General features: G+C 40.9%; 19 protein-coding genes, 1 pseudogene and 1 riboswitch. Of the genes and pseudogenes, 6 read left to right on the forward strand and 14 right to left on the reverse strand.

What is annotated here, in order from left to right; genetic code table 11:
• Positions 1 to 138 precede the first annotated feature (138 nt).
• From BN1356_RS09690 to BN1356_RS09700, 3 genes are all read right to left on the reverse strand, one after another.
• Positions 139 to 1584, reverse strand: a complete 1446-nt coding sequence (locus BN1356_RS09690; RefSeq protein ID WP_093651190.1) for an ABC transporter substrate-binding protein — start codon at positions 1582 to 1584, stop codon at positions 139 to 141.
• A gap of 84 nt (positions 1585 to 1668) precedes the next feature.
• Positions 1669 to 2592: a carbohydrate ABC transporter permease gene (locus tag BN1356_RS09695; RefSeq protein WP_093651191.1), complete on the reverse strand. Its 924-nt coding sequence runs from the start codon at positions 2590 to 2592 to the stop codon at positions 1669 to 1671.
• Between the two features lie 9 nt (positions 2593 to 2601).
• The gene (locus BN1356_RS09700; RefSeq protein WP_093651192.1) at positions 2602 to 3552 is read right to left on the reverse strand and encodes an ABC transporter permease; all 951 of its coding nucleotides are present in this window, start codon (positions 3550 to 3552) and stop codon (positions 2602 to 2604) included.
• 215 nt (positions 3553 to 3767) lie between these two features.
• Between BN1356_RS09700 and BN1356_RS09710 the strand changes: the two genes are divergently transcribed.
• Both BN1356_RS09710 and BN1356_RS09715 read left to right on the forward strand, forming a co-directional pair.
• Positions 3768 to 4655: an ROK family protein gene (locus BN1356_RS09710; protein ID WP_093651194.1), complete on the forward strand. Its 888-nt coding sequence runs from the start codon at positions 3768 to 3770 to the stop codon at positions 4653 to 4655.
• On the forward strand, positions 4648 to 6822 hold the full coding sequence (locus BN1356_RS09715) for a GH92 family glycosyl hydrolase (RefSeq protein WP_093651195.1): 2175 nt from the start codon (positions 4648 to 4650) through the stop codon (positions 6820 to 6822). The genes BN1356_RS09710 and BN1356_RS09715 overlap by 8 nt, the downstream gene beginning before the upstream one ends.
• A 270-nt stretch (positions 6823 to 7092) precedes the next feature.
• Here the strand turns inward: BN1356_RS09715 and BN1356_RS09720 are convergent, their stop codons facing one another.
• Positions 7093 to 8787: a protein O-GlcNAcase gene (locus BN1356_RS09720; RefSeq protein WP_093651196.1), complete on the reverse strand. Its 1695-nt coding sequence runs from the start codon at positions 8785 to 8787 to the stop codon at positions 7093 to 7095.
• Between the two features lie 27 nt (positions 8788 to 8814).
• Entirely contained in the window at positions 8815 to 9858 is a 1044-nt protein-coding gene (locus BN1356_RS09725) for a GntR family transcriptional regulator (RefSeq protein ID WP_093651197.1), read from the reverse strand.
• A 167-nt stretch (positions 9859 to 10025) separates the two neighbouring features.
• Here BN1356_RS09725 and BN1356_RS09730 point away from each other — a divergent pair, with 167 nt between their 5' ends.
• Both BN1356_RS09730 and BN1356_RS09735 read left to right on the forward strand, forming a co-directional pair.
• A complete protein-coding gene (locus tag BN1356_RS09730) occupies positions 10026 to 11312 on the forward strand; it encodes a glycoside hydrolase family 125 protein (protein WP_093651198.1) in 1287 nt (428 codons plus the stop codon).
• Between the two features lie 12 nt (positions 11313 to 11324).
• Positions 11325 to 14039 (forward strand): alpha-mannosidase, encoded by a 2715-nt coding sequence (locus tag BN1356_RS09735; protein ID WP_093651199.1) that lies wholly within the window; start codon positions 11325 to 11327, stop codon positions 14037 to 14039.
• Positions 14040 to 14289: 250 nt separating this feature from the next.
• On the opposite strand, the gene BN1356_RS09740 is transcribed toward BN1356_RS09735, so the two are convergent.
• The 6 genes from BN1356_RS09740 to BN1356_RS09765 form a co-directional block, all read right to left on the reverse strand.
• Positions 14290 to 14805 (reverse strand): QueT transporter family protein, encoded by a 516-nt coding sequence (locus BN1356_RS09740; protein ID WP_093651200.1) that lies wholly within the window; start codon positions 14803 to 14805, stop codon positions 14290 to 14292.
• A riboswitch (PreQ1 riboswitch) is annotated at positions 14803 to 14897 on the reverse strand. It overlaps the preceding gene by 3 nt.
• A 244-nt stretch (positions 14898 to 15141) precedes the next feature.
• The gene (locus BN1356_RS09745; RefSeq protein ID WP_093651201.1) at positions 15142 to 15849 is read right to left on the reverse strand and encodes a B3/B4 domain-containing protein; all 708 of its coding nucleotides are present in this window, start codon (positions 15847 to 15849) and stop codon (positions 15142 to 15144) included.
• 378 nt (positions 15850 to 16227) lie between these two features.
• On the reverse strand, positions 16228 to 17181 hold the full coding sequence (locus BN1356_RS09750; protein ID WP_093651202.1) for a YihY/virulence factor BrkB family protein: 954 nt from the start codon (positions 17179 to 17181) through the stop codon (positions 16228 to 16230).
• 19 nt (positions 17182 to 17200) lie between these two features.
• Positions 17201 to 18061, reverse strand: coding sequence for a methionyl aminopeptidase (locus BN1356_RS09755; protein WP_093651203.1), 861 nt, complete (start codon positions 18059 to 18061; stop codon positions 17201 to 17203).
• On the reverse strand, positions 18048 to 18632 hold the full coding sequence (locus BN1356_RS09760; RefSeq protein WP_093651204.1) for a GNAT family N-acetyltransferase: 585 nt from the start codon (positions 18630 to 18632) through the stop codon (positions 18048 to 18050). The genes BN1356_RS09755 and BN1356_RS09760 overlap by 14 nt, the downstream gene beginning before the upstream one ends.
• A gap of 71 nt (positions 18633 to 18703) precedes the next feature.
• Positions 18704 to 19963: a UDP-N-acetylglucosamine 1-carboxyvinyltransferase gene (locus BN1356_RS09765; protein ID WP_093651205.1), complete on the reverse strand. Its 1260-nt coding sequence runs from the start codon at positions 19961 to 19963 to the stop codon at positions 18704 to 18706.
• 272 nt (positions 19964 to 20235) lie between these two features.
• Here BN1356_RS09765 and BN1356_RS09770 point away from each other — a divergent pair.
• A pseudogene (locus BN1356_RS09770) lies at positions 20236 to 20495 on the forward strand (YiaA/YiaB family inner membrane protein).
• Between the two features lie 69 nt (positions 20496 to 20564).
• Here BN1356_RS09770 and BN1356_RS09775 read toward each other — a convergent pair.
• From BN1356_RS09775 to metK, 3 genes are all read right to left on the reverse strand, one after another.
• Positions 20565 to 21011, reverse strand: coding sequence for a hypothetical protein (locus BN1356_RS09775; RefSeq protein ID WP_093651206.1), 447 nt, complete (start codon positions 21009 to 21011; stop codon positions 20565 to 20567).
• Positions 21012 to 21062: 51 nt separating this feature from the next.
• Positions 21063 to 21914: an AraC family transcriptional regulator gene (locus BN1356_RS09780; RefSeq protein WP_093651207.1), complete on the reverse strand. Its 852-nt coding sequence runs from the start codon at positions 21912 to 21914 to the stop codon at positions 21063 to 21065.
• Between the two features lie 247 nt (positions 21915 to 22161).
• The gene (metK, locus tag BN1356_RS09785) at positions 22162 to 23352 is read right to left on the reverse strand and encodes a methionine adenosyltransferase (RefSeq protein ID WP_093651208.1); all 1191 of its coding nucleotides are present in this window, start codon (positions 23350 to 23352) and stop codon (positions 22162 to 22164) included.
• 652 nt (positions 23353 to 24004) lie between these two features.
• Between metK and BN1356_RS09790 the strand changes: the two genes are divergently transcribed.
• A complete protein-coding gene (locus BN1356_RS09790; protein ID WP_093651209.1) occupies positions 24005 to 25648 on the forward strand; it encodes a GBS Bsp-like repeat-containing protein in 1644 nt (547 codons plus the stop codon).
• Positions 25649 to 25687: the final 39 nt, after the last annotated feature.

A 25687-nucleotide genomic window follows, 5' to 3' on the forward strand; every position in this document is an offset into this window, starting at 1 on the left:
TTATGAAATCGCTATTTTAGATTAAAAAAGTCTGAGGCAGCCAACTGCCTCAGACTACTTTCTACCTGTATCTATCAATTGATTTTAAGAATCAGATTTATCTTTGGCGACTCCAAATCTGAGACAGATAGCATTTTGCTATTTTTTATTAGCAACAAATTCATCCAATTGCATTTGAACTTCTTTTTGAACTTTATCCCAGCCAGCATCTTTCAAATCTGAAATTAATTTCGGAAGAGCTTCATCAGGATCTACAGTACCTGTATTAATACTTGCTTTATAACGGTTCATGACATTTGCAATGTTTGACAATTCTGTTTTAATTTCTTTCGTTTCTACAGTGAAACCGAGGATTGGAGATTCTTTTGATTCTTCAATAGATTTATCACGCGCTGCAATCATCTCATCTGTGATGGATTCTTGGGTGTAAAGAATTTTATTATTCCCAGTGTTCCAAGCACTCATATGCATCTTAGGTTGGTAACCATCTAAAAATTTGATTTTGGTATCGCCAACTTTTTCCCATGCTTCGCCTTCAACACCATAAACAAGACCATTCAGAAGCTCTGGATCTGTATTCAAGAGCGCAAGAACTTCAACAGCTTTTTCTTTGTTTTTTGAGCTATTGGATACTACAAAGTTTGCCATTTGCACTTGTGAAGTTGTTTTTAGAGGTTTTGTCAATGGACGAGAAACAATTTCTTTGCCAGCTGCATTTGTCAAAATGGTATCGCCGTAGTCCATAGGACCTTGGGTTTCTTCACGCATGAACCAAGTATTCCCATCTAATGGGTAGCCTTCAGTATTGGTTGCTGCATCTGATGGAATCAGCCCTTTTTGATACCATTTGTGCATCAGACGAAGATTTTCTTTGAAGGTTTCATCTTCGTACTGGTTAATAATAGTTGGTTTTCCTTCCTCAATTTTCACTGCAAAAGGTTGATTCTTTGTCAATGGATAATCGTAATCACCAGACATGCTAAATACTTGGCCAATGCCAAAGGCTGCTGTATTTGGTTCTTTCTCGTGAAATTCTGTCAAAACTTTTTCAGCATCGGCATAAGAACTAATCCCTGAAATATCCAATCCATACTTTTTAACCAAGTCCATATTGAAGGAGAGCATCTGTTGGGCATAAACATTCGCATCTACCGGGAAAGCATAAAGTTTTCCATTGATGGTATTCCCCTTGATGTAGGCTGGGTTCAAGTTATCATAGGTTTCTTTAGCATATTTCGGCATCAATTCTGTTAAATCTGCAAAAGCACCTTTTTGTGAATTGACAACATAATTATTGGCAAAGGCAATATCATAATTTTCACCAGATGCGATAATGGTACTCATCTTATCATCCCAATCTCCCCAACCAATGTATTGAAGATCAAGGGTTGCTCCCGTTTTTTCTTTGATGCGAGCATTGGCAATCTCCATCAACTTATCAAAGTTATCTGGTTTTTCCCCAACTTGGTACATCAACAACTTGACATCTTCTCCTTCAGAAGATGACTTGCTTCCACATGCTGCCAAGCTAACAAGCGCTAAGCTAGCTCCGGCGAAGCATAAGTATTTTTGCCACTTTTTCATAAGTGTAGCCTCCTATATTTTTTTCTTTTTAATTAAAGACATATTAATGAAGCATCGTCTACTTAGTTTATACGAGACGAAAATTTATTCCTTGACCCCACCAATCGTTAATCCGCCAACGAAATATTTTTGGAAAAATGGATAGGTTAAGGCAATTGGTAGTGTCGCAATAACGACAATGGCCATGCGAACAGATTCTCTTGGTAGAGAAGCCAAACTATCTGACATTTGAGCGCTCATACCCGCATTTTGGGCTAAGGCCTGAATATTGCTCTGAATCTTCATCAGCAAGTATTGCATAGGATAGAGATTCTCACTCTGTACGTAGAGTAAAGCATTGAACCAATCATTCCAATAGGTAAGGGCTGAAAAGAGACTGATTGTTGCAATACCTGGAACAGCCAAGGGAAGCACGATTTTCATAAAAATCATAAACTCACTTGCCCCATCCATTCGAGCTGACTCAATAATACTATCTGGAACCGTCTTCTTAAAGAAAGTCCGCATTACTAAAATCCCAAATGGTCCCAAAGCCATGGGCAAAATCAAGGCCCAAACCGTGTCCTTTAATTGCAGTAAATTGCTGACTACTAGGTAATTAGCTACCATACCTGGTGCAAACAACATAGTAATGAGAGCATAGACCGTAAAGAAACGTCTATAGGGAAAATACGGTCTAGAGATTGCATAAGCATATGTCGAGGTCATGGTGGTGTTAATAAAGGTTCCCAATAAAGTGATAAAGACAGATACTCCAAAAGAACGAAAAATCTTTTGAGCCATCACACCTTGAAATATATACTCATAAGCTTGATTAGACCATAATTTCGGGAAAAAACTGTATCCATGATTGACGAGATAGTTTTCGTCTGTAAGAGAAATGATAATAACAAATATGAAAGGAATGACACAAGATATAGAAAAGAGAGCAATCAGAATATTAAAGATAGCATTGGTCTTTTTGTCAAAGGTTCTGACGTTTATTTTTCCAACTTTTTTCTTTTTCATCTTCCCCTCCTAAAAAAGTGCTGCATCTGGATCCATCCGACGTACAATTGCATTTGTCAGTAAGAGGATACAGGTTCCTACCACAGATTGATAAAGACTGGCTGCTGATGCCATCCCAATATCGCCTGTAGCTGTCAAAGAATTATAGACATAGGTATCCAATACACTGGTTACCTCATAGAGAGAACCAGAGTTTTTAGGAAGGACATAAAAGAGTCCAAAGTCTGATTTGAAGATATTTCCTATGTTGATAATCAATAAAATAGACATCATGGGTAAGAGCTGTGGAATGGTAATATTTTTTATCTGCTGCCACTTGCTAGCCCCATCCACCATTGCTGCCTCATAGTAAGTATCTGAGATCCCTTTGACAGAAGCATAGTAAATAATACTATTGTAGCCTAATCCCTTCCAAATACTCATAAAAAGTAATATCAATGGCCACCAAGTAGGGTTTGAATACCATTTGATAGGCTCTGCACCATTTCCAATCAAAAGCTGATTAATAACACCTTTATCAGTATTTAAAAAGGCCGACAAAAAGTATTCAATTACTACCCATGACAGGAAGTAGGGTAAGAGGGACATGGTATGGTAGACCTTAACAGTTTTCTTGTTACGAAGCTCACTCATGATGATAGCAAAAGCAATAGCAAAGAAAACATTAAAAAGTAGGAAAATCAAATTATAAGCAATGGTATTTCGTGTGATTAACCAGGCATCCTTGGAGGCAAAGAGATATTTAAAGTTATCGAGACCAACCCAGGCACTCTCTTTCAAACTTTCTAAAAATCCACCGGCGGAATAATGAAAGTCTTTGAAGGCAACTACATTGGCTAATACTGGAATATAGAAGAAAAAGATAAACCAGACAAACCCTGGCAATACCATCAGTAGCAAAGCCCTATATTTCACTAGGTTTCTCCAAAAGGAATTCTTTTTCTTGGTCTTATAAGACATTTCCCAAAACCTCCTCTTGTTTTATCAGTGTTTGATGGTTTTAGTATATCAGTCTTAGGGATAGGGAACAATCAACAAATTATAGGTCTAATAAAACAAATTATAGGTATCGTTGTACAAAGTATAGAAATGAGAAAGAAAGCCTTTTCATATCTTGGTTTTTTTGGCATACTATGGTTAAGAAATTTACAAATAAATGACAAAGGAGTTTTTCTATGAAACTTTTATGTATTGATATTGGTGGTAGTTCCATCAAGTTTGCCATTTGTAAAGATGGTCAACTCAGTCAACAATCCAATCTGCCTACCCCTGATAACTTGGATGACTTCTATAGAATTTTAGAAGAACAAGTTGCTTACTATGAACCTGCTCATTTCAAAGGTATTGGCATCAGCTCACCTGGTGCTGTTAATAAACAAACCGGCATCATTGAAGGTGCTAGCGCCCTACCTTATATCCACAACTTTCCCATTCAAGCCGAGCTCGAAAAAAAACTGGGATATCCTATCTCTATAGAAAACGATGCGAACTGTGCTGCTTTGGCCGAGTCAGCTTTGGGAGCCGGAAAAAAAGCCAGCAGTCTCGTCCTTCTGGCCTTGGGAACAGGAGTCGGTGGCAGCCTCGTTATTGACGGGAAAATTTACCATGGCGCTCATCTTTTTGGTGGTGAATTTGGCTTTATGATTATGAATAGTGATTATCAAATTTTTAGTCAATTAGGCACTGTAGTCAATATGGCCAGTCGCTATAACCATAAACAGCCAACTGGCAAAAAATATTCTGGCAAAGAAGTCTTAGATTTAGCTGATCAAGGAGACTCTCTAGCTCAGGAGGAAAAACAAGTCTTCCTCCAAAATCTGGCCATTGGGATCTTTAATATCCAGCATGCCTTTGACCCTGAAATGATCTTGATTGGCGGAGGAGTCTCCCAGGCCGATTTTCTCTTGACAGCCGTTGAAGCTGAGTTGGATAAACTTTATGAAGCGGTTCAAATTTCTAATCTTAGACCTAAATTAGCTATTTGTCAATTTAAAAACGAGGCCAATCTATTAGGTGCTTACATTGACTTCTTACAAGGGTCATCAGGAGAAGATCATGGATAGATTGGACTTTATCGATACTCGATTTGGAACAGCTAACCAATACCACTTCTCTCAAGGCAACTGTCTCCCTCTAACAGGGGTCCCCTTTGGGATGAACTATCTCAGTGTCGAGACCAGTCAGAGCAGAGGTTCCTGGTGGTTTCATCCCGATGACCCTACCTTTGCAGGAATTCGCCTAACCCACCAACCTAGCCCATGGGTGGGAGATTTTTCCACCTTTAGCCTTTTGCCAGTCTCAGGACCGGTTACCAAGGGGGATGTTTTCCATAACACCAGTTCTTACCGACCAAGTGAGGCCCGCTTTCAACCTCACCTCATAGAAGTCTTTAGCCAGCGACACCGAATTTTGACCAAGGTCACGGCTTCCATCTACACTTTTTCCTGTCATATATGCTTTGAAAATGGTAGCGCTGGGCTCATTATTCATAATCCCGGTCAGGCAGTCTGGCAATTTTCAGCTGATGGCAAGACTGCTGTGGGTCAAGTTCAGAATGTTTCAGAGTGTCAGGATAAAGATCTCACGCTCTTTGTCCATCTAGAATTTAGCCAACCTGTCCAGCAAAAATTGATGGGAGAAGCTTTAGAAAACAAGTCTCTAGATGATCAAACCAAGACTTCTTTTACCTATTTTCAGTTTGGCGATGACGTTAAGGACTTAGAAATCATGGCTTCCACTTCCTTTATAAGCTCCCAGCAGGCTTTGCTCAACTGGCAAAGGGAATTTCCAAAAACTTTTGAAGAAAGCTTAGCCAAGAGTCGTCAGTCCTGGAATACTTATCTCAACCGTATCCAAGTTGAAGACAAGGATTTTCAAAAGAGCAAAAACTTCTACCAACACTTTTATCGGGCCCTTCTTTTCCCACAAAGATGGTATGAACTAGATGAGAATCAAGAGCCCATTCATTACAATACGAGGAGTCGTCAAGTTGTCTCAGGAAAATACTATACCAACAACGGTTTCTGGGATACCTACAAATCAGTCTATCCCCTTCTCTCCCTGATAGCTCCAGAAGTTTATGGAGATATTCTAGAAGGACTCTTGTCGGCCTATCAGGATACGGGATTTCTTCCCAAGTGGTTATCTCCTGATGAAAGAGGGATGATGCCCGGAACACTAGTAGATGCCATCATTGCAGACGCTGCTGTCAAGAAAATCCGACCTGATTTGATGCCTGCCTTTCTAGAGGCCATGATAAAAACTGCTGATACAGAAAGTTCAGATAACAAGTACGGCCGTCAAGGCAGTCAGGTCTACCAAAAATTAGGCTACATTCCCAACCATTTCCACGAGAGTGTCAACCAAACCCAAGATTATGCCTACAGCGATTTCTGTATCAGTCAGGTAGCTACAACTCTTGGGCTAGAAGACACTGCATCATGCTATCAACATCGTTCCCTCAACTACCGTAATCTCGTTGACACCAATTCTGCTTTCTTGAGAAGCAAGGATGAAATGGGGCAGTTTCGAGCTGACTTTGATCCAATGAGCTGGGGGCAAGACTATACAGAAGGCTCCGCTTACCAGAATAGCTTGGCCTTCTATCACGATATTCTCGGTTACGTCCGCTTGATTGGTGGCAGGGAAGTATTTGCCCAACACTTGGAAGAGCTTTGCAATCAAGAACCTCGCTTCACTGTTGGAGGCTACGGTTTTGAGATCCATGAAATGAGTGAAATGGCCGCTCTAGACTTTGGCCAAATTGCCATCTCAAATCAACCTAGTTTCCACTTACCTTATCTCTATCACTATATAGGACAACCACATTGGAGCCAGTTGATTCTCAAAAACCTTATCAGTCATGCCTTTACCAATCAGGCTTACCCAGGAGATGAGGATAATGGTAGCATGAGCTCCTGGTTCATTCTCAACAGCCTAGGCATTTATCCCGTTACCCCAGGAAGTGGCCAATACCTGATTGGCATTCCAAATTTAGATCGGGCACAGATTCAACTTCCCGAAGGAAAGTCTATACAGATAAACTGTAAAGGAAATCTTCCCCAATACCAGTTTGTCAAAGAAGTTCACTTCAATAAAAAGCCTTACAGTAAGCTATACCTTCATCATGAAGATCTAATCAAAGGATGCCAACTAGATTTTCAGCTAGGACTAGTCCCTCCTCTGAAAACTTATTCTCAAAAAGACCTGCCTTATTCTCTGACCAGCTGAGGCTATTTCTCTTATTACCTATAAAACCCCAGTTAGCCATAAAACTAACTGGGGTATGTTTTTATAAAAATTATAGTCATTTGAATGTATGTTTGATACGTCGTCATTTTCTACTTGCCCTACTCTAGTACAACCTGCGTCTTAATTCCTAATCCAAAAGTTAATTCATTCGACTATATGTTTCTCAATTCAGACTTCAGGGATCGAAAGAAAATCCCTGAAATACCTCTACGTATCCAATCACTCTTTATTTCTTATTTGGATAGTCCTTCAAGCGTAATCCTCAGCTCTAGCTTCCGATACCTGACCGAAACCAGATAAATCCGTCACTTCTTGGCTGCAATGAAGACGGTAGTAATGACTAGGGATATTGGTGCCAATTCTCGGCTGACCCTCTTGAAGATTTTGATAGAGTTCCACCGCTTTTGGATTTCCGTCTAGAATAGCTTGCCAGAGCGCCTGATCAGCTTTCGCCCGCTCAAACCAAGGAGCCATAGCTTCTTGGAAGCGTGGATTGTCAAATCCTTGCAAACAATCAATCAACTCAGCCAAATCGGCCATCCAAGTAGATAGTTTTTCAGTATCTTTATTGACCAAGGCCTCTTCTACCTCAAAAGGAATATCTCGGTGCAGATGACGGTTGCCATTATACCAGGCAAAACGACCGAGAAGTTCGGCCATTTCTTCACTGCCTGCATAATCCTTCAAGGTTTCTTTCCAAGACATGCTTGGTTGATAGCGCTTGGCATCCCAGAGATAGCGACTCATGTCTGTCAGGGTCAACTTGGACAATTCCCAGCTAATCATCGGATTGGAAACAATTCCTTTGACCTGATAGTCTGGCTGGCTAAGAAAAGGGGAACGGTTGGCAAAAGGTGTCAAAAAGAGTCGTTCTGGATCCTTCTGGTAATCATTGACCGGAATATTGTCCCAAATAATCATCGGCCGTTTGTAAATAGCTGCCATGGTCTCGATATCTGACTGGGCAATTTGACTAGCAAGGGTGCTAGGTCCTGTCCAAAAGAAGGCCACTTCCTTAGGAATAGCTTCAGATAATTCAGCCAAATAAAGGGAATCATGATGGTTATCATACTCCGTTGGACAAACTACCAGTTCAGGATTGGCATGCTGCTGACCAAGAAAATCATAAATAGCCGTCGCCAAATGGGCTTGAGCATAGGCAGTCTTTCCAAAGCGTCTCTCCACAGCCCCCATAATGTGGTAATCGATATCGTCTAAGAGGAGGCCGAAATGACAGATGCCCAAGTCCAGCAACTGCTGCAACTTACGGTAAAGAAGCTCGTAATCCTCTTCCTTGGTATAATCAAAATCCAAACCAGGACTAATCATGTACCAAAAATCCAAGTGACGCTCTCGCGAAACCTGGGCCAATTCCTTAAAATAGTCCATCCAATCCTCTGGATACAATTCCCGCCAATTCCTACGCTGATAATCGTCATCCTTAGGAGCATACATGTAGGTATTCATTCCCTTGTCAGCAATAAAATGTAGACAATCCATCCGTTCTTCTCTGGTCCATGGCTTTCCATAAAAACCTTCGATAATTCCCCGCATCTCAAAAGAAGGGCAATGTTTAACAGAAACAATCGGAAGATACAGACGATCTCTCTGGACAGTCATGATTTTTTCAAGAGCTTCTTGGGCATAGCCAAAACCTCGTAAATTCTGACTCTCGATGATGATCTCTCCTTGACTCGTCACCTCCAATGTAAAGGCATCCTGCCCCAGTTTTCTATTAAAGTGATGTTTGATGATTAAGGATACGTCTTCCTCTTCTGACCACTGGAACTGGGGAGCTTTAGCCAAATTAGCTTTCATAGCCTCTTGATTCTCAAAGCGAAAGAATCGACCTACAAAACGAGTTCTTACAGGTGCTTTTAAGACCAGATAGTCTCCTCTAGTGATAACTTCTTGATAGTCTCTCAATGCTTGGTAAATATCCATGATATTCTCCATTTCTAATTGATCTTTCTATAATTGACTACTTTCTCTGATGAAGATTTGAACAGGTATTTGCTGCGAATGCACCGGCTTATCAGGCTCTTCCATTTGAACTACTAATAATGTTGCTGCTTCTTGTCCCATCATATAAAATCCTTGGGCGGCTGTTGTCAGATTAGGAGTAATCAAACGCGAAGCCTGACTATTATCAAAGCCCACAATAGCGACCTGGTCTGGCACTGATAAGCCTGCTTGAAGAACCCTTTGTAGTAATTGAATGGCCAACCAGTCATTTTCAACCACCAGACCTGTTTTCTGCTCTCCATTGGCTAATAGGTGCTCCACTAATCTATCCAGGTAAGCAATCGAATCTTCTGAGTTTTCTTTTGAAAAATAGCTCCCTGAACGCTGCATCTCTGCCATAGCTGCCAAATAACCCAGGTAACGATCCCGTACAGAAGAAACCTCTCCAAAACTCTCTGTCGCGATAAATAAAATCTCCTGACAAGCTTGCTGCATCAAGTGCTGGGTTAGTTCATAAGCTCCACCCTTATTGTCTGCGACCACAGTAGGGAAAGAAAAGAGGTCCACTTGCTTGTCTAGAAGTACCAAAGGAATCTGGTGATAATCACAGTAGAAGAGAAAATCAATGCTGTGGTTGACATCCTCTGGATAATAGATGACACCAGCATATTGGGACAAGTCCGTAGCTACAACTGCACTGGCTAACTGCACCATCAAGCGGTAACCCTTTTCTGCCAGAACTGTCATGATTCCCCTGGCATAATCCCCCAATTCGTAGTCCGAATCAAAGGGCAAAATCAAGAGGATATCTCGCTTGTTGCTACTCACGGTCACAGATTTTTCTGCTACAAAGCTTCCCTTGCCGCGAGTTCTAACTACCAATCCCTCTTGCTCAAGTTCTGCCAGAGCTCTCTTAGAGGTAATGCGGCTAACCCCAAATTCTTCTGACAGCTCTTTTTCTGTTGGCAAGCGGTCTCCTAGCTTTAATTGACCTGAATCAATTTGTTCTTTGATAAAATGATATATCTTTTTATATAGTAATGGTCCCATCTGTTTCTCCTGTTTCTCCTGTTTCTCCTGTTTCTCCTGTTTCTCCTGTTTCCAGTATACCATCTTAAAAAAGAGTTGTAAACCCTTACAAAAGTGCTAGACAAATTCTTTTTAATCTCTTATAATGAACTCAAGAAATAAAAAGATATATCATTTGGAGGATTTTTATGAAGAGACCTATCCCAGCTAGCGTTCTACAATTTATGGACAAGATTGAAAAAGCCTGTGGTGACCAACACTCTGATTGGGCCTTGAACTTTAGAACTAGTTTTGCTAATACCCTAGAAACTACCCTCAAAACCTATGAGGATGGTACTAGCTTTCTTCTGACAGGAGATATCCCTGCCATGTGGTTACGCGATTCCACCGCTCAGATGAAACCCTATCTCTTTTTAGCCAAAGAAGATCCAGAGATTAACCAGATTATCAGCGGTCTCATCAAGCGACAATTTCGCTATATCTGCATTGATCCCTATGCCAATGCCTTCAATGAAGAAGAAAACGGCAAGGGACACCAGACAGACCACACTCAAATGAACCCTTGGATTTGGGAGAGAAAATATGAGATTGATTCACTTTGTTATCCGGTACAACTGGCCTATCTCCTCTATCAAGAAACAGGCAGTACTGACCATTTCAATGACGACTTCCACAAGGGTGTTCAACTGATTTTGGACCTCTGGACCACAGAGCAAGACCACAATCAGTCTCCTTATACCTTTGAACGCGATACCTGGCGCAAAGAAGATACCCTAACGCACAACGGAAAAGGGACTCCTGTTGCTGTTACAGGCATGACTTGGTCAGGGTTCAGACCAAGTGATGATGCCTGCCAATATGGTTATCTCATCCCTTCAAATATGTTTGCCGTAGTCGCTCTTTCTTACGTGGAAACCCTCTATACAGAGCTCTTCAAAGATAGCACTACTGCCAATAAAGCTGCTCGCCTGAAAGCAGATATTAAAAGAGGGATTGCCAACCACGCTCTTGTTACAAATGGCAAAGGGAAAACCATCTATGCCTATGAAGTAGATGGTTTTGGAAATTCATCCATCATGGATGATGCCAATATCCCTAGTCTCTTAGCGGCTCCTTATCTTGGTTTTTGCCAAAAAGATGACCCTATCTACCTCGCTACCCGCCAGACTATTTTAAGCTCTGAAAATCCTTACTATTACCAAGGAAAGGCTGCCTCTGGAATCGGTTCTTCACATACTCCTGAAAATTACATCTGGCATATAGCCCTGGCTCTTCAAGGACTGACCGCGCTTGAAAAGAAAGACAAGGAAGATATGCTCAATCTACTCGTTGCAACAGATGCTGGTACCCATCTCATGCACGAAGGCTTTGATGTAGATGATCCAAGCCAATATACTCGTGAATGGTTCTCTTGGGCCAACATGATGTTTTGCGAACTCCTTCTCGATTACCTCGGCTACCAGATTCAAGCATAGAAAGAACAGAACATGACAAAAAAGAAAGTCCACATTATCTCCCATAGTCACTGGGACCGAGAATGGTACATGGCCTATGAGCAACTCCACATGCGCCTCATCCAACTCATGGATGACCTCCTTGATCTCTTTAAAAAAGATCCAGAATTTCATAGTTTTCACCTAGATGGACAGACGATCATCCTTGACGATTACCTTCAAGTCAAACCTGAGCGCGAACCTGAAGTCCGCCAAGCCATCAAAGATGGTAAGCTCCGAATCGGTCCCTTCTATATCCTACAGGATGATTTCCTCATCAGCAGTGAATCCAATGTCCGCAATATGTTGATTGGTAAAGAAGACTGTGATCGTTGGGGAGCATCTGTTCCCCTAGGCTACTTCCCAGATACCTTTGGTAATATGGGGCAAACCCCTCAACTAATGAAAGGTGCTGGACTTGAAGCCGCCGCCTTTGGACGTGGCATTCGTCCAACTGGCTTTAACAACCAAGTTGATAGCAGCGAAAAATACAGTTCGCAATTCTCTGAAATGGCCTGGAAAGGGCCAGATGATAGCCAAATCCTCGGCCTTCTCTTTGCCAACTGGTACAGCAATGGCAATGAAATTCCAACAGAAGAAAGCGAAGCGCGTACCTTCTGGGACAAGAAACTAGCGGATGCCGAACGCTTTGCATCAACGAGACACCTCCTAATAATGAACGGAGTAGACCATCAGCCCGTTCAACTGGATGTTGCAAAGGCTATTGCATTAGCCAATCAACTCTATCCAGATTATGAATTTATTCACTCTTGCTTCGAAGACTACCTAGAGGATCTAAAATTAGACTTACCAGAGGAATTATCAACTGTTCATGGTGAAATCACTAGTCAAGAAACAGATGGCTGGTATACCTTAGCCAACACCGCATCCTCAAGAATTTATCTCAAACAAGCCAACACCCGAGTTTCTCGCCAATTGGAAAATATTGCAGAACCCCTCGCCAGTATAGCCTATGACCTGACAGGGAAATACCCTCACGAAGAACTCCGCTATGCTTGGAAAACCTTGCTACAAAATCATCCCCATGATTCCATCTGTGGTTGCAGTGTGGACAGCGTCCACCAAGAAATGATGCCACGTTTCGAGAAGGCCTACGAGGTGGGACAATTTGTAGCCGAGCGCGCCCTCAAACAAATCGCTGATTCCCTTGACACTTCTAGATTTCCAGAAAACACTTGCCCCTTCTTCCTACTCAATACCAGTGGGCACGAAAAAAAAACTGTCACTGATATTGAACTGATTTGGAAAAAATTCCCCTTTGGCCAACGTTTCCCAAAAGAAGTTTATCAAGAGGCTAAAGACTATCTAGAAACCTATAAACCGAACTTTCAGGTGATTGATGATGCTGGTCACATCCTTCCAGATATTCAAATCTTAGGCACAGATATCAGCTTTGATTATGACTTGCCAGAAAGAACCTTCCGCGAAGCCTATTTCGCTATCAAGGTTCAGGTCCGTCTCCCTATCGACTTAGAAGGCCTCTCCTGGAAAATCTTGGCACTCCAAGAAGGAACAGGCATAGAAGGCCTCACAAACGAAGAAAATTTGCTTTTTAATCCAGATAATAACTACTTAGAAAATGATTTCATAAGGGTTTGTATCACATCTGAGGGGCTCTTGAACATTCATGATAAGAGTAGCCATCAGGATTTCTTCAATTGCTTACAATACGAAGATTGCGGAGATATTGGCAATGAATATATCTTCCGCCAACCGCAAGGGGACATCCCATATTTTGCTCATCACGGCCAGTTCAAACAAGAAGTGGTGACCAATACTGCTCAATTGGCAGAAATTGATCTCATTCATACATTTGAGATTCCGACATCTGCAGATGCCCTCCTTCAAACCGAGATGGAAACGGTCATCGATATCACCGAACGACAAGCTGGACGTTCTGATAAAAAAGCTCCCTTCACCATCAAAACCCGGATTCGAATGGAGAAGAATAACCCACGTCTTCAATTCACCACCAGCTTTGACAACCAGATGAAAAACCACCGACTCCGTGTCCTATTCCCAACTCCACTCACCACTGATCATCATTATGCCGATAGCATTTTTGAAACGGTCAAACGACCAAATCAGGTCAATAAACAGTTCTGGAAAAATCCAAGCAATCCGCAACACCAGGAATGCTTTGTCAGTCTCTTTGATGGTCAAGACGGAGTCACTATTGGTAATTACGGCCTCAATGAGTACGAAATTCTTCCAGAGACCAACACCATCGCTATTACACTCTTGCGCAGTATCGGCGAACTCGGAGACTGGGGTTACTTCCCAACACCAGAGGCCCAGTGTCTTGGACAACAGACCGTCCACTTCAGCTTTGAAAGCATGAGCAAAGAGACACGCTTTGCTAGCTACTGGCAAGCACAAGAAGGGCAAGTTCCTCTTCTTTATCAGCAGACCACAGTTCATTCTGGGCAAGTCAAGCCTAGCCATATCTTCCTCAATAAACTAGCTGACCAAGTAGCTTTGACAGCCTGCAAACGCCGGACTAAAGATAACGCCCTCGTGACACGCTTTTACAACTTCTCTAACGAAGAAGCTTGTGACTGTAGAGTCACCATTCCAAACCACCAAGCTCAGGTCATCAACCTCCTAGAGGAAGATTCCCCAGAAATCACACCTCTAGAGCTAAGAAAAGCACAGATTCTCAGTGTAGCTTGGAAGACTGAATCATAAAAAAAATGAGGCTGAGAAAAACTCAAATCCCAGCCCCCTTTTACAATTGAATACTCTAAAAAGAGATAGAACCAACATATTTGACAAAGTGATTCTATCTCTTTTTGCTTTCTGGACTTTTTAACCAGCCTCAATTTCATACTCGACAACAAAAAAGAACCTGAGCAAAGGCTCAAGTTTTCTCTCATTCAATAAAATTATTGATGCAATATGGTTATATACTAATCTTCTATGGCACACTACAATCAAACTATTTGGTAAAATCAATCTGTTTAGCAATCCGTTCGATTAAGACGGCTCCAACTAGAAGTGAGGCGAATTCGCCTATACCCGTTGTAAACCATGTCAAGAAAAATGGCAATTGGTAGAGAAGATGCAATTCTAAGGCAATGGTAAACATACTCAGTGAAAAGAAAACTGAAAAGTAGAAAAATGCCTTATTGAAAAGACCACCTAAAATCCGTTCTTCCTTGTATTTATCAAAGAAATAAACACCTAAACTAACAAAAATTAAGGTCGAGCTACCACCAACAAAAACATCAATCCAACCAAATCCAATCAAATTAGCAATCATACAACCAATCGTCACACCGATGATATACTTACGATTATAAAAAGCTAGAAAATTCATCATCTCAGCGATTCGGAATTGATAAGCTCCATAGGAAATAGCGTTAAGAGGTGGGGTAATGGTTAGGACTACATAAATGGCCGCAACCAAAGCAATTTGGACCAGATCCAAGACTGTCCATTTTTTTGTATTCATATAATTCTCCTTTGGCGGATAAACCGCTTGTAATATGCTTGGCTAAAGGGAAGAAGCGCCAAGGGTTGTTCCTACTTTTTAATACTCAAAGAAGATTAAAAATAGATGAGGCAAGGCGACGCAGATATACCTAGTGGTAGGCAAGGAGGTTTAACTCATCTAATGTTGATTTTCAAAGAGTATAAGTTTTCACAACGTTGACTAGTATAGCATAAAGTCAGGAAAATGGGTAGTTCTGACTCCATTTTCAAAAAAAATAAAAAAGCCTGATTTGAACGCGCTCTCCAAGAGTTAGGTATTTCACCTAACCATTTGAGTTGGTTCTCAGGCTCTTTTTTATACTGTAAGAGTGGGCTGATTAACAGATAAGTGAGTCACCTGCCCTGTCACTCCAAAATAGTCTTGAATAAGCTCTTGCAAGGCTTGTGCCGCCTGAAGAGCTCGTTCTTTCTGAGCGGAATTGATAGCTTCAATGACCAAAATAGCATCTTTGGTTTCTTCTGTCAACATGGTCCGCTGCGCTTCTCTCCAGTTCAGGTTTCGGTAAACTACTCCTGCTTGATCATAATAAATGATTTCCTCAGGTAAAGCTGGTGAGTCCTCTTCTGCTCCCAGTGGGAAAAAGGCTTCTCCACCCTTGGCCTTACCAAGATGCAAGTCTCCCTGAATCGTATTCAAATCTTCACCACCACAAGGTAAGGCATAGGAGAGAGAAATACTGTTGTAGAGGTCAACTAGCGGATTAATTGGTCTGAATTCACGACCTTGGCTAACTCGCTTGAGCATAGCTTCAATAGACGAACGAGCTCCTTTTTTAGTTTTAAATTTGGTAAAAGCCTGACGCCATTCCTGAATGACCTCATTTTGTGTAAAAGAATCATCCGGTAAATAATCTAAAGCTTTTTTGCTGGCCTGATTTAATAATTTCTGAAAATAAGGATCCTTACTCTCATCCACTTCATTATTCAACCCTTTAACAACCAAAATCGAAATCTGGGCTTCTGGAAAAACCTGCCAAAAATTTTCATCAACAATTACGTTCATAATATTCCTTTCATTCATGCGATAAATCAGATGGAAAATCAAAAGATGACTAGGAGACCGAACCAGAGATAGGGCCAAGAGTCTAGATAAACTCTTGGAAAATAGAAATAAAAACTGCCACTATTGCTCAAAGAAAGCCAAAAATAGAGGAGGCAAAGCAACGCAGACATACCTAGTGCTAGTAAAGAACCTTTAACAAACTATCCTTTTGCTATTCAAAGAGTATAACAGTTCACATTCAAATTTCATCAGATCAAGGCATGGAAGTAAGGTTTTGATTTTCATAGAGTATTCTTCTATTCTTTTATTTTAATCCTTATTCCTATCTTTTTCAAGTTAAAATAAAAAACAAGCCCGAAAGCTTGCTCATCAATGATGCTAGTCAGATTCCGATTTATTTTCGTCATCATCCTTTGTATTTAAATTTTTAAAGCGTGTCTTGATACGATCCAAGACTGCTCCAATGTCGCCTGGTCGGGTGCTAAATTCCTCAACGACCATACTTTGATAGGTAGCATTTAAGACTGCTCCCGTTATTAAAATATTGGCCATAAAGACAAACCACAACATCAAAACTAATATGATAATAAAGGTCACCAGACGAAAATCCATCCACCGAGCAGCATAAGATTCAACATATAAGGCAAAGAAACGACCAACTGTGCTCATGACGACAATGACAAAAAGTGCTCCTGGTAATACAAACTTTATTTTGCGAATTCTAACATTTGGCAAGAAATAGTAAAGCATCATTAGACCCAAGAAAAGGAGGACATAAACCATAGGGACTGTTTGATTGGCCAAATTTTCAAAAAAGCCATGATCAAAATCTAGAAAATGTCCTAGGGTCAGTAGCAGAGTTTTTCCAAAAGTAATGGCTAATACTCCTACTGTAATAATGACTTGTAAACCAATTCCCAAAAAAATCCCTACAATACGACTGATGATAAAATCTCTATGTTCCAAGACTCCATAAGCTTTATTTACCGCTATTTGAAGAACTGACATACTGGCTGAAATAGACCATAAAGTCGTCGCTATCGAAATTCCCAACCAAGTATTAGAAGGTTTGGTCAATATAGCAGAAACCATACTAGCAACAGTTGGATAGAGTTGACTTGGTAGGAAATCTTTCAAAAGACTTAGAATTTGATCAATGTCAAATTGAAAATAGGGCAATAGATTGGCTAAAAGCAGCAACATTGGAAAAATGGAAACCAAAATATAATAAGCTACGGCTACGCTAGTAATATTTAGCTCTGCTGATTTGTACAAAGCAAGGAACTTTTTTACAAATTCCCTGCATTGAGAGAGAGTTAATTTCTTTTTCATTTCACATTTCCTGATATTTTTAGTAAGAGCCCTCTTCACCTTGGCTTGTCAAAATCCGTGGACCGTCCTTGGTAATCACAAATTGGTGTTCGTATTGGCAAGAGAGACCACCGTCGAGGGTTTTATGGGCCCAGCCAGTTTTTAGATCGGTATCAATTTCCCAAGTACCAGTGTTGATCATTGGCTCAATAGTCAAGACCATGCCCTCTTTGAGACGGAGACCGCGACCTGCACGACCAAAATGTGGCACCATTGGCTCTTCATGCATAGTTGGCCCAACTCCGTGACCCACTAAATCACGAACCACGCCGTAGCCACGCTTTTCAGCATATTCTTGGATAGCAGCACCAATGTCCCCGATACGGTTACCAACTTGAGCTTGCTGGATACCGACATAGAGGCATTCCTTAGTGACGTTCATGAGATCCGTCACTTCTTGTGAGACCTGACCAACTGCATAAGCCCAGCAAGAATCTGCCAAACCACCTGTATAATCAACCGTATATTTTTTCATGAGTTCAATGTTATTGAAATCAAGCTTTGAAACATCAAGGACTGATTTGTCCAGAGGCTCACTTAAAACCATGTCTACCTTGAGCAAATCACCTTCTTTGAGGAGATAGTGCCGTGGAAAGGCGTGAGCTACTTCATCATTGAGACCACAACAAGTTGCATAGGGATAATCCATCAGATGACCATCTACACCAATTTGAAGCGGAAGAACATTCTCCTCCTTACAACGCTTGCGAACATATTCTTCAACTTCCCACATGTCCATACCTGGTTTAATCATGTCACGGAGTCCAATATGGATGCTAGCTAGGAAATCCCCCGCACGATCCATAGCTTCGATTTCTCTTTGTGATTTAATGGTAATCATTCTTTCTCTTTTCTCTTTCTACTTCTTTTAACATTTGTTTGGTCACATAGTAGTGTCGGTATTGCCGCATCTGGTGGCTATACCGATCACTTCCTTTATACTGCTTCAAAAGGACATAATCTGATTTTTCTGCTACCCGTTGACTAGCCCTATTTTCAAGATGAGCGATAATGGAGATACGACTCAATCCCATTTGGTAAAGACCTAGCCAAGTAATGTTTTTGACAGCCTCTGTAGCTAATCCTTGGCCCCAATAGTCTTTTCGAATGAAATAACCCAGTTCAACCTGGTTTTTTTGTTCCTGCCAGTTTTCAAAGCTAATTGCCCCAATCAATTGGTGATTGACCTTGTCTTCGATGGCCCATTTTCCCAGCGGATTTTTGAGAAACATCTCCACCATCAAGTCTAGCGCTTCCTCTTTCTTAGCTTTAAAGGGAAAAATAAAACTGAGGTTTTCAGGATGGGAGACAATCCTATAAAAAGCTTGACCATCATTATAGGAAAAAGGTCTCAAAAGCAGGTTTTCTGTCTCCAGATAGGCAAAAGCAGCCAGTTTGGTCCAAATAGTCATTGTTTTCCTTTATGAAAAAAGAGTGAGAATGTCCAGAAAGACCGGAATGTTCTCACCCAAGTTTGCATGACTTAGTCTTCCATCAACTGAATATCTGCACCCAATTCTCTTAATTTTTCAATGATGTTGGAATAGCCACGGAGAATAAATTCAATATTAGTAATTTCAGTTTGGCCCTCAGCCATAAGACCAGCGATGACCATGGCTGCACCACCACGCAAATCGGTGGCTTTAACAACTGCCCCAGTCAACTTATTTGGACCCGTGTAAGCAATATAATTGCTACGTGTTGTGATATGAGCACCCATTCTAGCCAATTCTGCTACATGACCCACTCGTTTTTCATAGATTGTATCAATGATACGACCACTTCCTTCAGCCATCAGCAAAAGTGGCGTCAAGGGTTGTTGGAGGTCGGTCGCTAAACCTGGATAAGGAGATGTTTTTACAGAGACTGCTTTCAGTCTATCTTGTTTTTCAACAAAGATTGAATCCTCTGAGATAGTCATACGAACCCCCATCTCTTCCAACTTTGCAATGTAAGATTCCAAGTGTTCATAGAGAACATTATCAATCTGAATACCTTGACCGACAGCTGCTGCAAGGGCAATGTAAGTTCCCGCTTCAATTCGGTCAGGAATGACTTGGTGACGTGTTCCATGAAGTTGTTCCACTCCATCAATGGTAATCACATCCGTACCAGCCCCACGAACATGGGCTCCCATATTATTGAGCAGAGTTGCTACATCAATGATTTCTGGCTCACGCGCCGCATTTTCAATGACCGTACGCCCCTTTGCCTTAACAGCCGCAAACATGGTATTGATGGTTGCTCCGACACTTACTGTATCCATAAAGATGTGAGCACCGTGCATTTTCTTTTCATTCGCCACTAAGTGCATATTTGACCCTTCATAGGTCATACTCGCTCCCATGGCTTCAAAGGCTTTGATATGTAGGTCAATGGGACGAGGACCCAAATCACAACCACCAGGCAGGCCAACGATAGCCTGACCATAACGACCTAAGAGAGAACCATAGAAATAATAAGAAGCGCGAAGACTGTTAATCTTCCCAAAAGGCATGGGCATATCTTTAACACCACGTGGGTCGATTTCAAGACTATCCCCAGTTCGACGGACTTTTGCTCCCATCGTTTCCATAATATCAATCAAACTATCGACGTCTGAAATGGCTGGTACCCCATCAAGTGTAACGATACCATCCGCTAGGATAATGGCTGGAATCAGGGCAACAACTGAATTTTTAGCCCCACTGACCGTGACTTTACCAGCTAACGATCGGCCACCATTAATGACAATTTTTCTCATACAAAGGTTTCTCTTTCTCATTTTAGCCATTAAGGCATACAGCTCATTGTATCATATTGGACAAAAAATAGCTAGTAGTCTTCATTGTAAAAAATTCCACAAATGCATCAGGAAGAACTGACAGATTTTTTTCTTGAAATTAAATAGTGTTTTTTTAAATTTTTTTTCTTAGCAACTATTCCGATGTAACATTTTTTGATGAATAATGACTTGTTAACAGGTGTTCAGTATGATATATTAGCATAAAAATAAAATGAAATAGAAGTTCTCAAATGAACAAAGTTAAAAAGAAAATCTACCGTAACACACCTGCATTTACCATGATGGCTTGGGGCTCATTTATCTTCTTCGTAGCCTTGATTTTAATTGGTCTCTACATTTGATGGTTAAGGGCTACTACTTGATGGGTTCTGTAGGCCTCATCTCATCATCTTTCACCGTTTCAAAAGTTGTCCGTGACAACCAAGAAGACGAAGACAACTACAACAGCCTCTTCCAAGATGTTGTTGCTAAAGATGAACAAGCACATTAATAAAAAAAGTTTGAGGACTTCCTCAAACCTTTTTTATTTTGCAATACCTGCCTAATATTGAACAGTTTGTTATTCTTCACCCTTTACAGGTACCATAATATCTAAAATATTGTGTGCTTTATACTGTTCTATGAAGGGAAGGGACCAGTCAATGCTATCTTCGTATTGTCCAATGAGAAGACCATAAGCTGGTCCTATCATTTCGTAAAGTTTTGGTGGTTCAAAGTTAAGACGTAGCCTCATGTAATCTCCACCTTCAAACTCGAATTGATCCAGTCCGTAAGTTTCCCCTTCATCTTGATCCAAGACAAGCGAACAAACTCGGTATGCTTTGCGGTCATCATAATCCAAACCAAACATTTTTCGTCCGGTTAGGGATGGGAAACTAGCTTCAAACTGAGGCCATGCCGCCTGCTGGCTTTCTGGGTCATTGGCAACTTCCGTATATAGAAAGTACATCTTTTCTACCTTAACTTTTTGAATATTTCCTAATTCGGTTTTAATTGTTTTATCCATCTTTTATTCTCCTTTGTACTGAATACACATTTCTTTAAATTGTGATTTAGTTTAGAAATTTCTAATAACCAGTTTGCTAATCGGCACCCAAAGTTCCATTTCGTAGTCATCAGCATACATATCATCTTCTGAATAAACCTCAAAATCTGGAGCACCAGAATGGCTATAGCCGGTTTCTGGGAAGAAGACTTCCAAGACATACTTCCAAGCTTTGTGGATGGAGCCGGGAATCGGACCTTTGACTGGAATAATGGCGTATTCAGCTGGTTCAATTTCCATGATAGATAGCCCCAAGTCTTTGGCTTTTTTCTGGTCGGTCACATCATATCCAGCCATGTAGTTGATGAGATGAGCTTCTTTGCCAGATGTGCAGACTCCAAAAGATTGGCCATTCCCCAGACTTTCCAAACTCTCAAAAGAAGTTTTCTCAAAAAGCTGATCCCAGGCAGAGGAGCAGAGACTGTTGTCAATTTCTTCTAGCAAGACACCTGCTACAACCAAGGCATCTTTCTTTTCAATCTTGATAGCCATATCTTTTCCTCCTGTTATTTTAAGCGATAATTGGACCGATGGGAAGACCTTATAGGCACTTCCAGAGCGTACTTGCGAAGGGGTAGTACCATGAAATTTCTTGAAAGCTGCACCAAAGGCATCCGCTGAATCATAGCCATATTTCAGAGCTATGTCGATCATTTTATCAGAAGTTGCTTTCAAGTCATCAACAGCTTGCGTTAACCTGCGATTTCTCAGGTACTCTGCCAAACTCATGTCAGCTAAGATTGAAAAGAGCAGGCTAAACATGGCATAGGAATAGCCTGATAACTGCTGAACTTTCTTGGAATCAATTTCCGTATCCAGCACAGTTTCTAAGTATTTCATGGTTTGGTTAAATTGATGCATCATTCATTAAGATACCAAGAACACCGAGAAAGGAAAATGAATGTTAGGAACTCAAGATGAAATCCTGATTTCGTAGGTAAGTTATCTAAATTCCAAGCTTTCCCTTCGGGTTCAGTTCCTTTCTTCATCTCTTATCAAAAGTATATCAAAAACGACTTGAACTTGTCCTAGAATTTTTAGACAAAGTTAATGGGGTCATTTTCTGCATGCAAAAAATGACAACATACCATAGATATGCTGACATTCGAGATTAAGAAAGTACTTTTTTCAGTTCCTCAACCTTATCCAATTTTTCCCAAGGCAGGTCGATATCGGTACGGCCCATGTGCCCATAGGCTGCTGTTTGACGATAAATCGGACGTTTGAGGTCAAGCATTTGGATGATTCCTGCTGGGCGCAAATCAAAGATGTTGCGAACTGCAGTTTCAATCTTACTTTCGGCTACTGTGTTGGTGCCAAAAGTATCCACACGGACAGAAACAGGATGAGCCACACCGATGGCATAGGCCAACTGCACTTCTGCCTTGCTTGCAAAGCCTGCTGCCACAATATTTTTAGCGATGTAACGAGCGGCGTAAGAAGCCGAACGGTCCACCTTAGTAGCGTCCTTACCGGAGAAGGCACCGCCACCGTGACGAGAATAACCTCCGTAGGTATCCACAATAATCTTACGTCCCGTCAAGCCAGAATCCCCTTGAGGTCCACCGATAACAAAGCGACCCGTCGGATTGATAAAGAACTTGGTTTTGTCATCTAGATACTTTTCTGGAATAACCGTTTTAATAATCTGTTCAATGACATCTTTGTGAATTTGTTCGTTGGTCACATCTGGGTCATGTTGAGTGGAGATAACCACTGTATCTACACGCGTAGGTTTGTCATTTTCATCATATTCGACTGTTACCTGAGATTTAGCATCTGGGCGTAGGTAAGAAATAGCTCCTGACTTCCGCAAATCTGCCAATTTTTTCACCAATTTATGAGAAAGCGATACTGGTAAAGGCATGAGTTCTGGCGTTTCATCAATCGCAAAACCGAACATAAGTCCCTGGTCCCCTGCACCAATCAAATCAAGTGGATCCGTATCACCATGGTCACGCACTTCAAGCGATTCATTGACCCCTTGAGCGATATCTGGCGATTGCTCTACTAGCGACGGATGAACTCCTACTGACTCAGCGGCAAAACCGTATTCACCTTTAGTATAGCCAATTTCAGCAATAGTATCGCGAACCACGCGGTTGATGTCCACATAAGCATTGGTAGATATCTCTCCAAAAACATGGACCGAACCCGTATAGACAGCCGTTTCAGCTGCCACGTGTGCATCCGGATCTTGGGCTAAAATAGCATCCAAGATGGCATCGGAAATCTGGTCTGCAATCTTATCCGGATGTCCCTCCGAAACCGATTCAGACGTGAAAAGTTTACGTTCTGACATAAAAATGTCCCCCCATTTTTAAAAGTATATTTTAACACCCTATTGTGTCAAAATGTTGGAATTCTATTTCATGAAATATCTCTACAGATAGAAACTAGCCTTTCGGTAAGAGAGTTACTAGCTGCTTTCAGTAGCAGACATTTCTAGTGAGTTACAAAGTACCAATCCACACCTCCAGGGATTGGAGATGGCGCTGGTAGTAGCTTGCTAGTCGAGGCAGCGAAATCGCAGATAATACTAGAATATATCAAGATGAGCTAACGACGAATAGCCAGTTACTAACAAGCCAGATTGTCTTATCGGGACTCAATAACTCCTTCATTGTACCATAAGTTACTAAAAATAAAAAACAGGAATAGCTACTTACTTCAATTCATTCAGCTGGTGATCAAAGGAAATCAAAAGATGGATAGGTGAGCAAAGCAGAGATAGATTCAAGAGTCTGATGAAAGACTATTGGAGGCTAGCAATAAACTCCGACATCAGACAGGTCACATCCAAAGTTCATCATGGGAAGGCAAAGAAGTAAGGATTTGATTTTCACAAAGTATGAGAACTATTTTTTATAAATCATCATAAGAAATAGATGATTTTTCTATCCCAAAAATGTTAAAATGTAAAGGTATGTATTTTTAGAAATTAGGAGAAAAATATGAAATTGAAACGAATGCTAAACCTTCTTACCATCCTCACTCTTCTATGGATGGATATGCAAGGGGTCAGCCTAGTTTTTGCGGAAACACCTAGTCAAACTAGTCCTACCATCACTGCCTCTGAGAATACCAATATCAAGGCAGAATACCACACACATTTGGATAAAGAAGAAATGGTTCTTCATTTCCAACCTGATAGTCAATTAAGTACTGAAAAAATCTCAGCACACTTAAATCAAAGTGGCCATCAGAAAAACCTAAATCTTACTGAGGTTGCCAGCGGTCTCTATGAACTAAGACTTCCGGTTGATCAAGTTTCTCCACAAGACACTTTAGACATTCTTTTAGAAACAAAACTGAAAGAAGTCTTTCAATTTAAAAATCTGTCTTTAGATAGTCAAGATCAAGGCAGTTTTTCTAGCGAGCAAGTGGATGGAGAAATCTCAAATCAAACAAGTATTATTGAGGATCTGACTTCAACGGTCCAAAACACTCTTGAAAATACGACAACTTCAGCTGAAACTACTAGTCCTGCCTCTACCAGTAATGAAGAAGCATCAAGCACTAGAGCAGAAACAAGCACAGAGACTCCACAAAGTCCTGCAAACAAAAAAGAAGAGAACACAAGTCTTCAAGCAAGTCTTTCCAGTCAATCCCTAGGTCAAAACGGTGATTTTGATATCACCATTGCCAACGTACCAAAATCTGGAATTCAATCCGTACAAGTTCCGGTTTGGTCAGAAGATAAGGGACAGGATGATATCAGATGGTATCGGGCTGAAAAACAAGCAGATGGAACTTACAAAGTCAGCGTTAAGGTAAGCCAGCACAATTTTTCAACTGGCAAATACAATATTCACCTTTATTATCAGCAGAGTGATGGCAAGACAATCGGTATCTTAGCTACTAGCACAAATGTAATCATTCCAAAACCAAGTGGAGAATTACGGATTGAACGCAAAGAAAATAGCCAAAATGATTACTTCGATGTCATCATTTCTAATGTTTCCAGTCCAGCAGGTGTAAAAACCGTTAAAGTCCCGATTTGGTCGGAAGAAAATGGGCAAGATGATATAAAATGGTATAGAGCTGATAAACAAGCAGATGGTAACTATCAATTACGCGTTTTTGTTAAAGACCATAAATCCTATTTCGGCAATTATCATGTACATCTATACTATGAGCAAGAAAACGGACAAACCGTTGGTGTTTCCTCTACCAAAACAAACATAGATTTCCCAAAACCGAGTGGTAAACTCAACATTCAGAAGCAAAGTTCACAGTTAGGAAGTTTTGAGGTGGTCCTCAGTGATGTTTCTGCTGCACTAGCGATTGATCAAGTTTATCTCCCAATTTGGACCGAGGAAAATGGTCAGGACGATATAAAATGGTATAAAGCGGATAAACAAGCGGATGGTACTTATAAGACCACCGTTCAAATTTCTCAACATAAAAATAGTTATGGACCGTATAAAATCCACAGCTACTATCGCTTGTCAAACGGTCAGATGTTTGGAGTTACCGAAACCACTGTCATACTCAATCAGCAGAAAGCAATCATCAACTCTAAGTCGACAGAAAATAATGGCTCTATAATTTCTGTAGTGGGTAAGACCACTATGGAGGTTATGGAGCCTTTTTGAGTGTATACAAAAAGTCCCATATGACCTATAATGAAAAGC

Source organism: Streptococcus varani, from assembly GCF_001375655.1.
Classification (GTDB): domain Bacteria; phylum Bacillota; class Bacilli; order Lactobacillales; family Streptococcaceae; genus Streptococcus; species Streptococcus varani.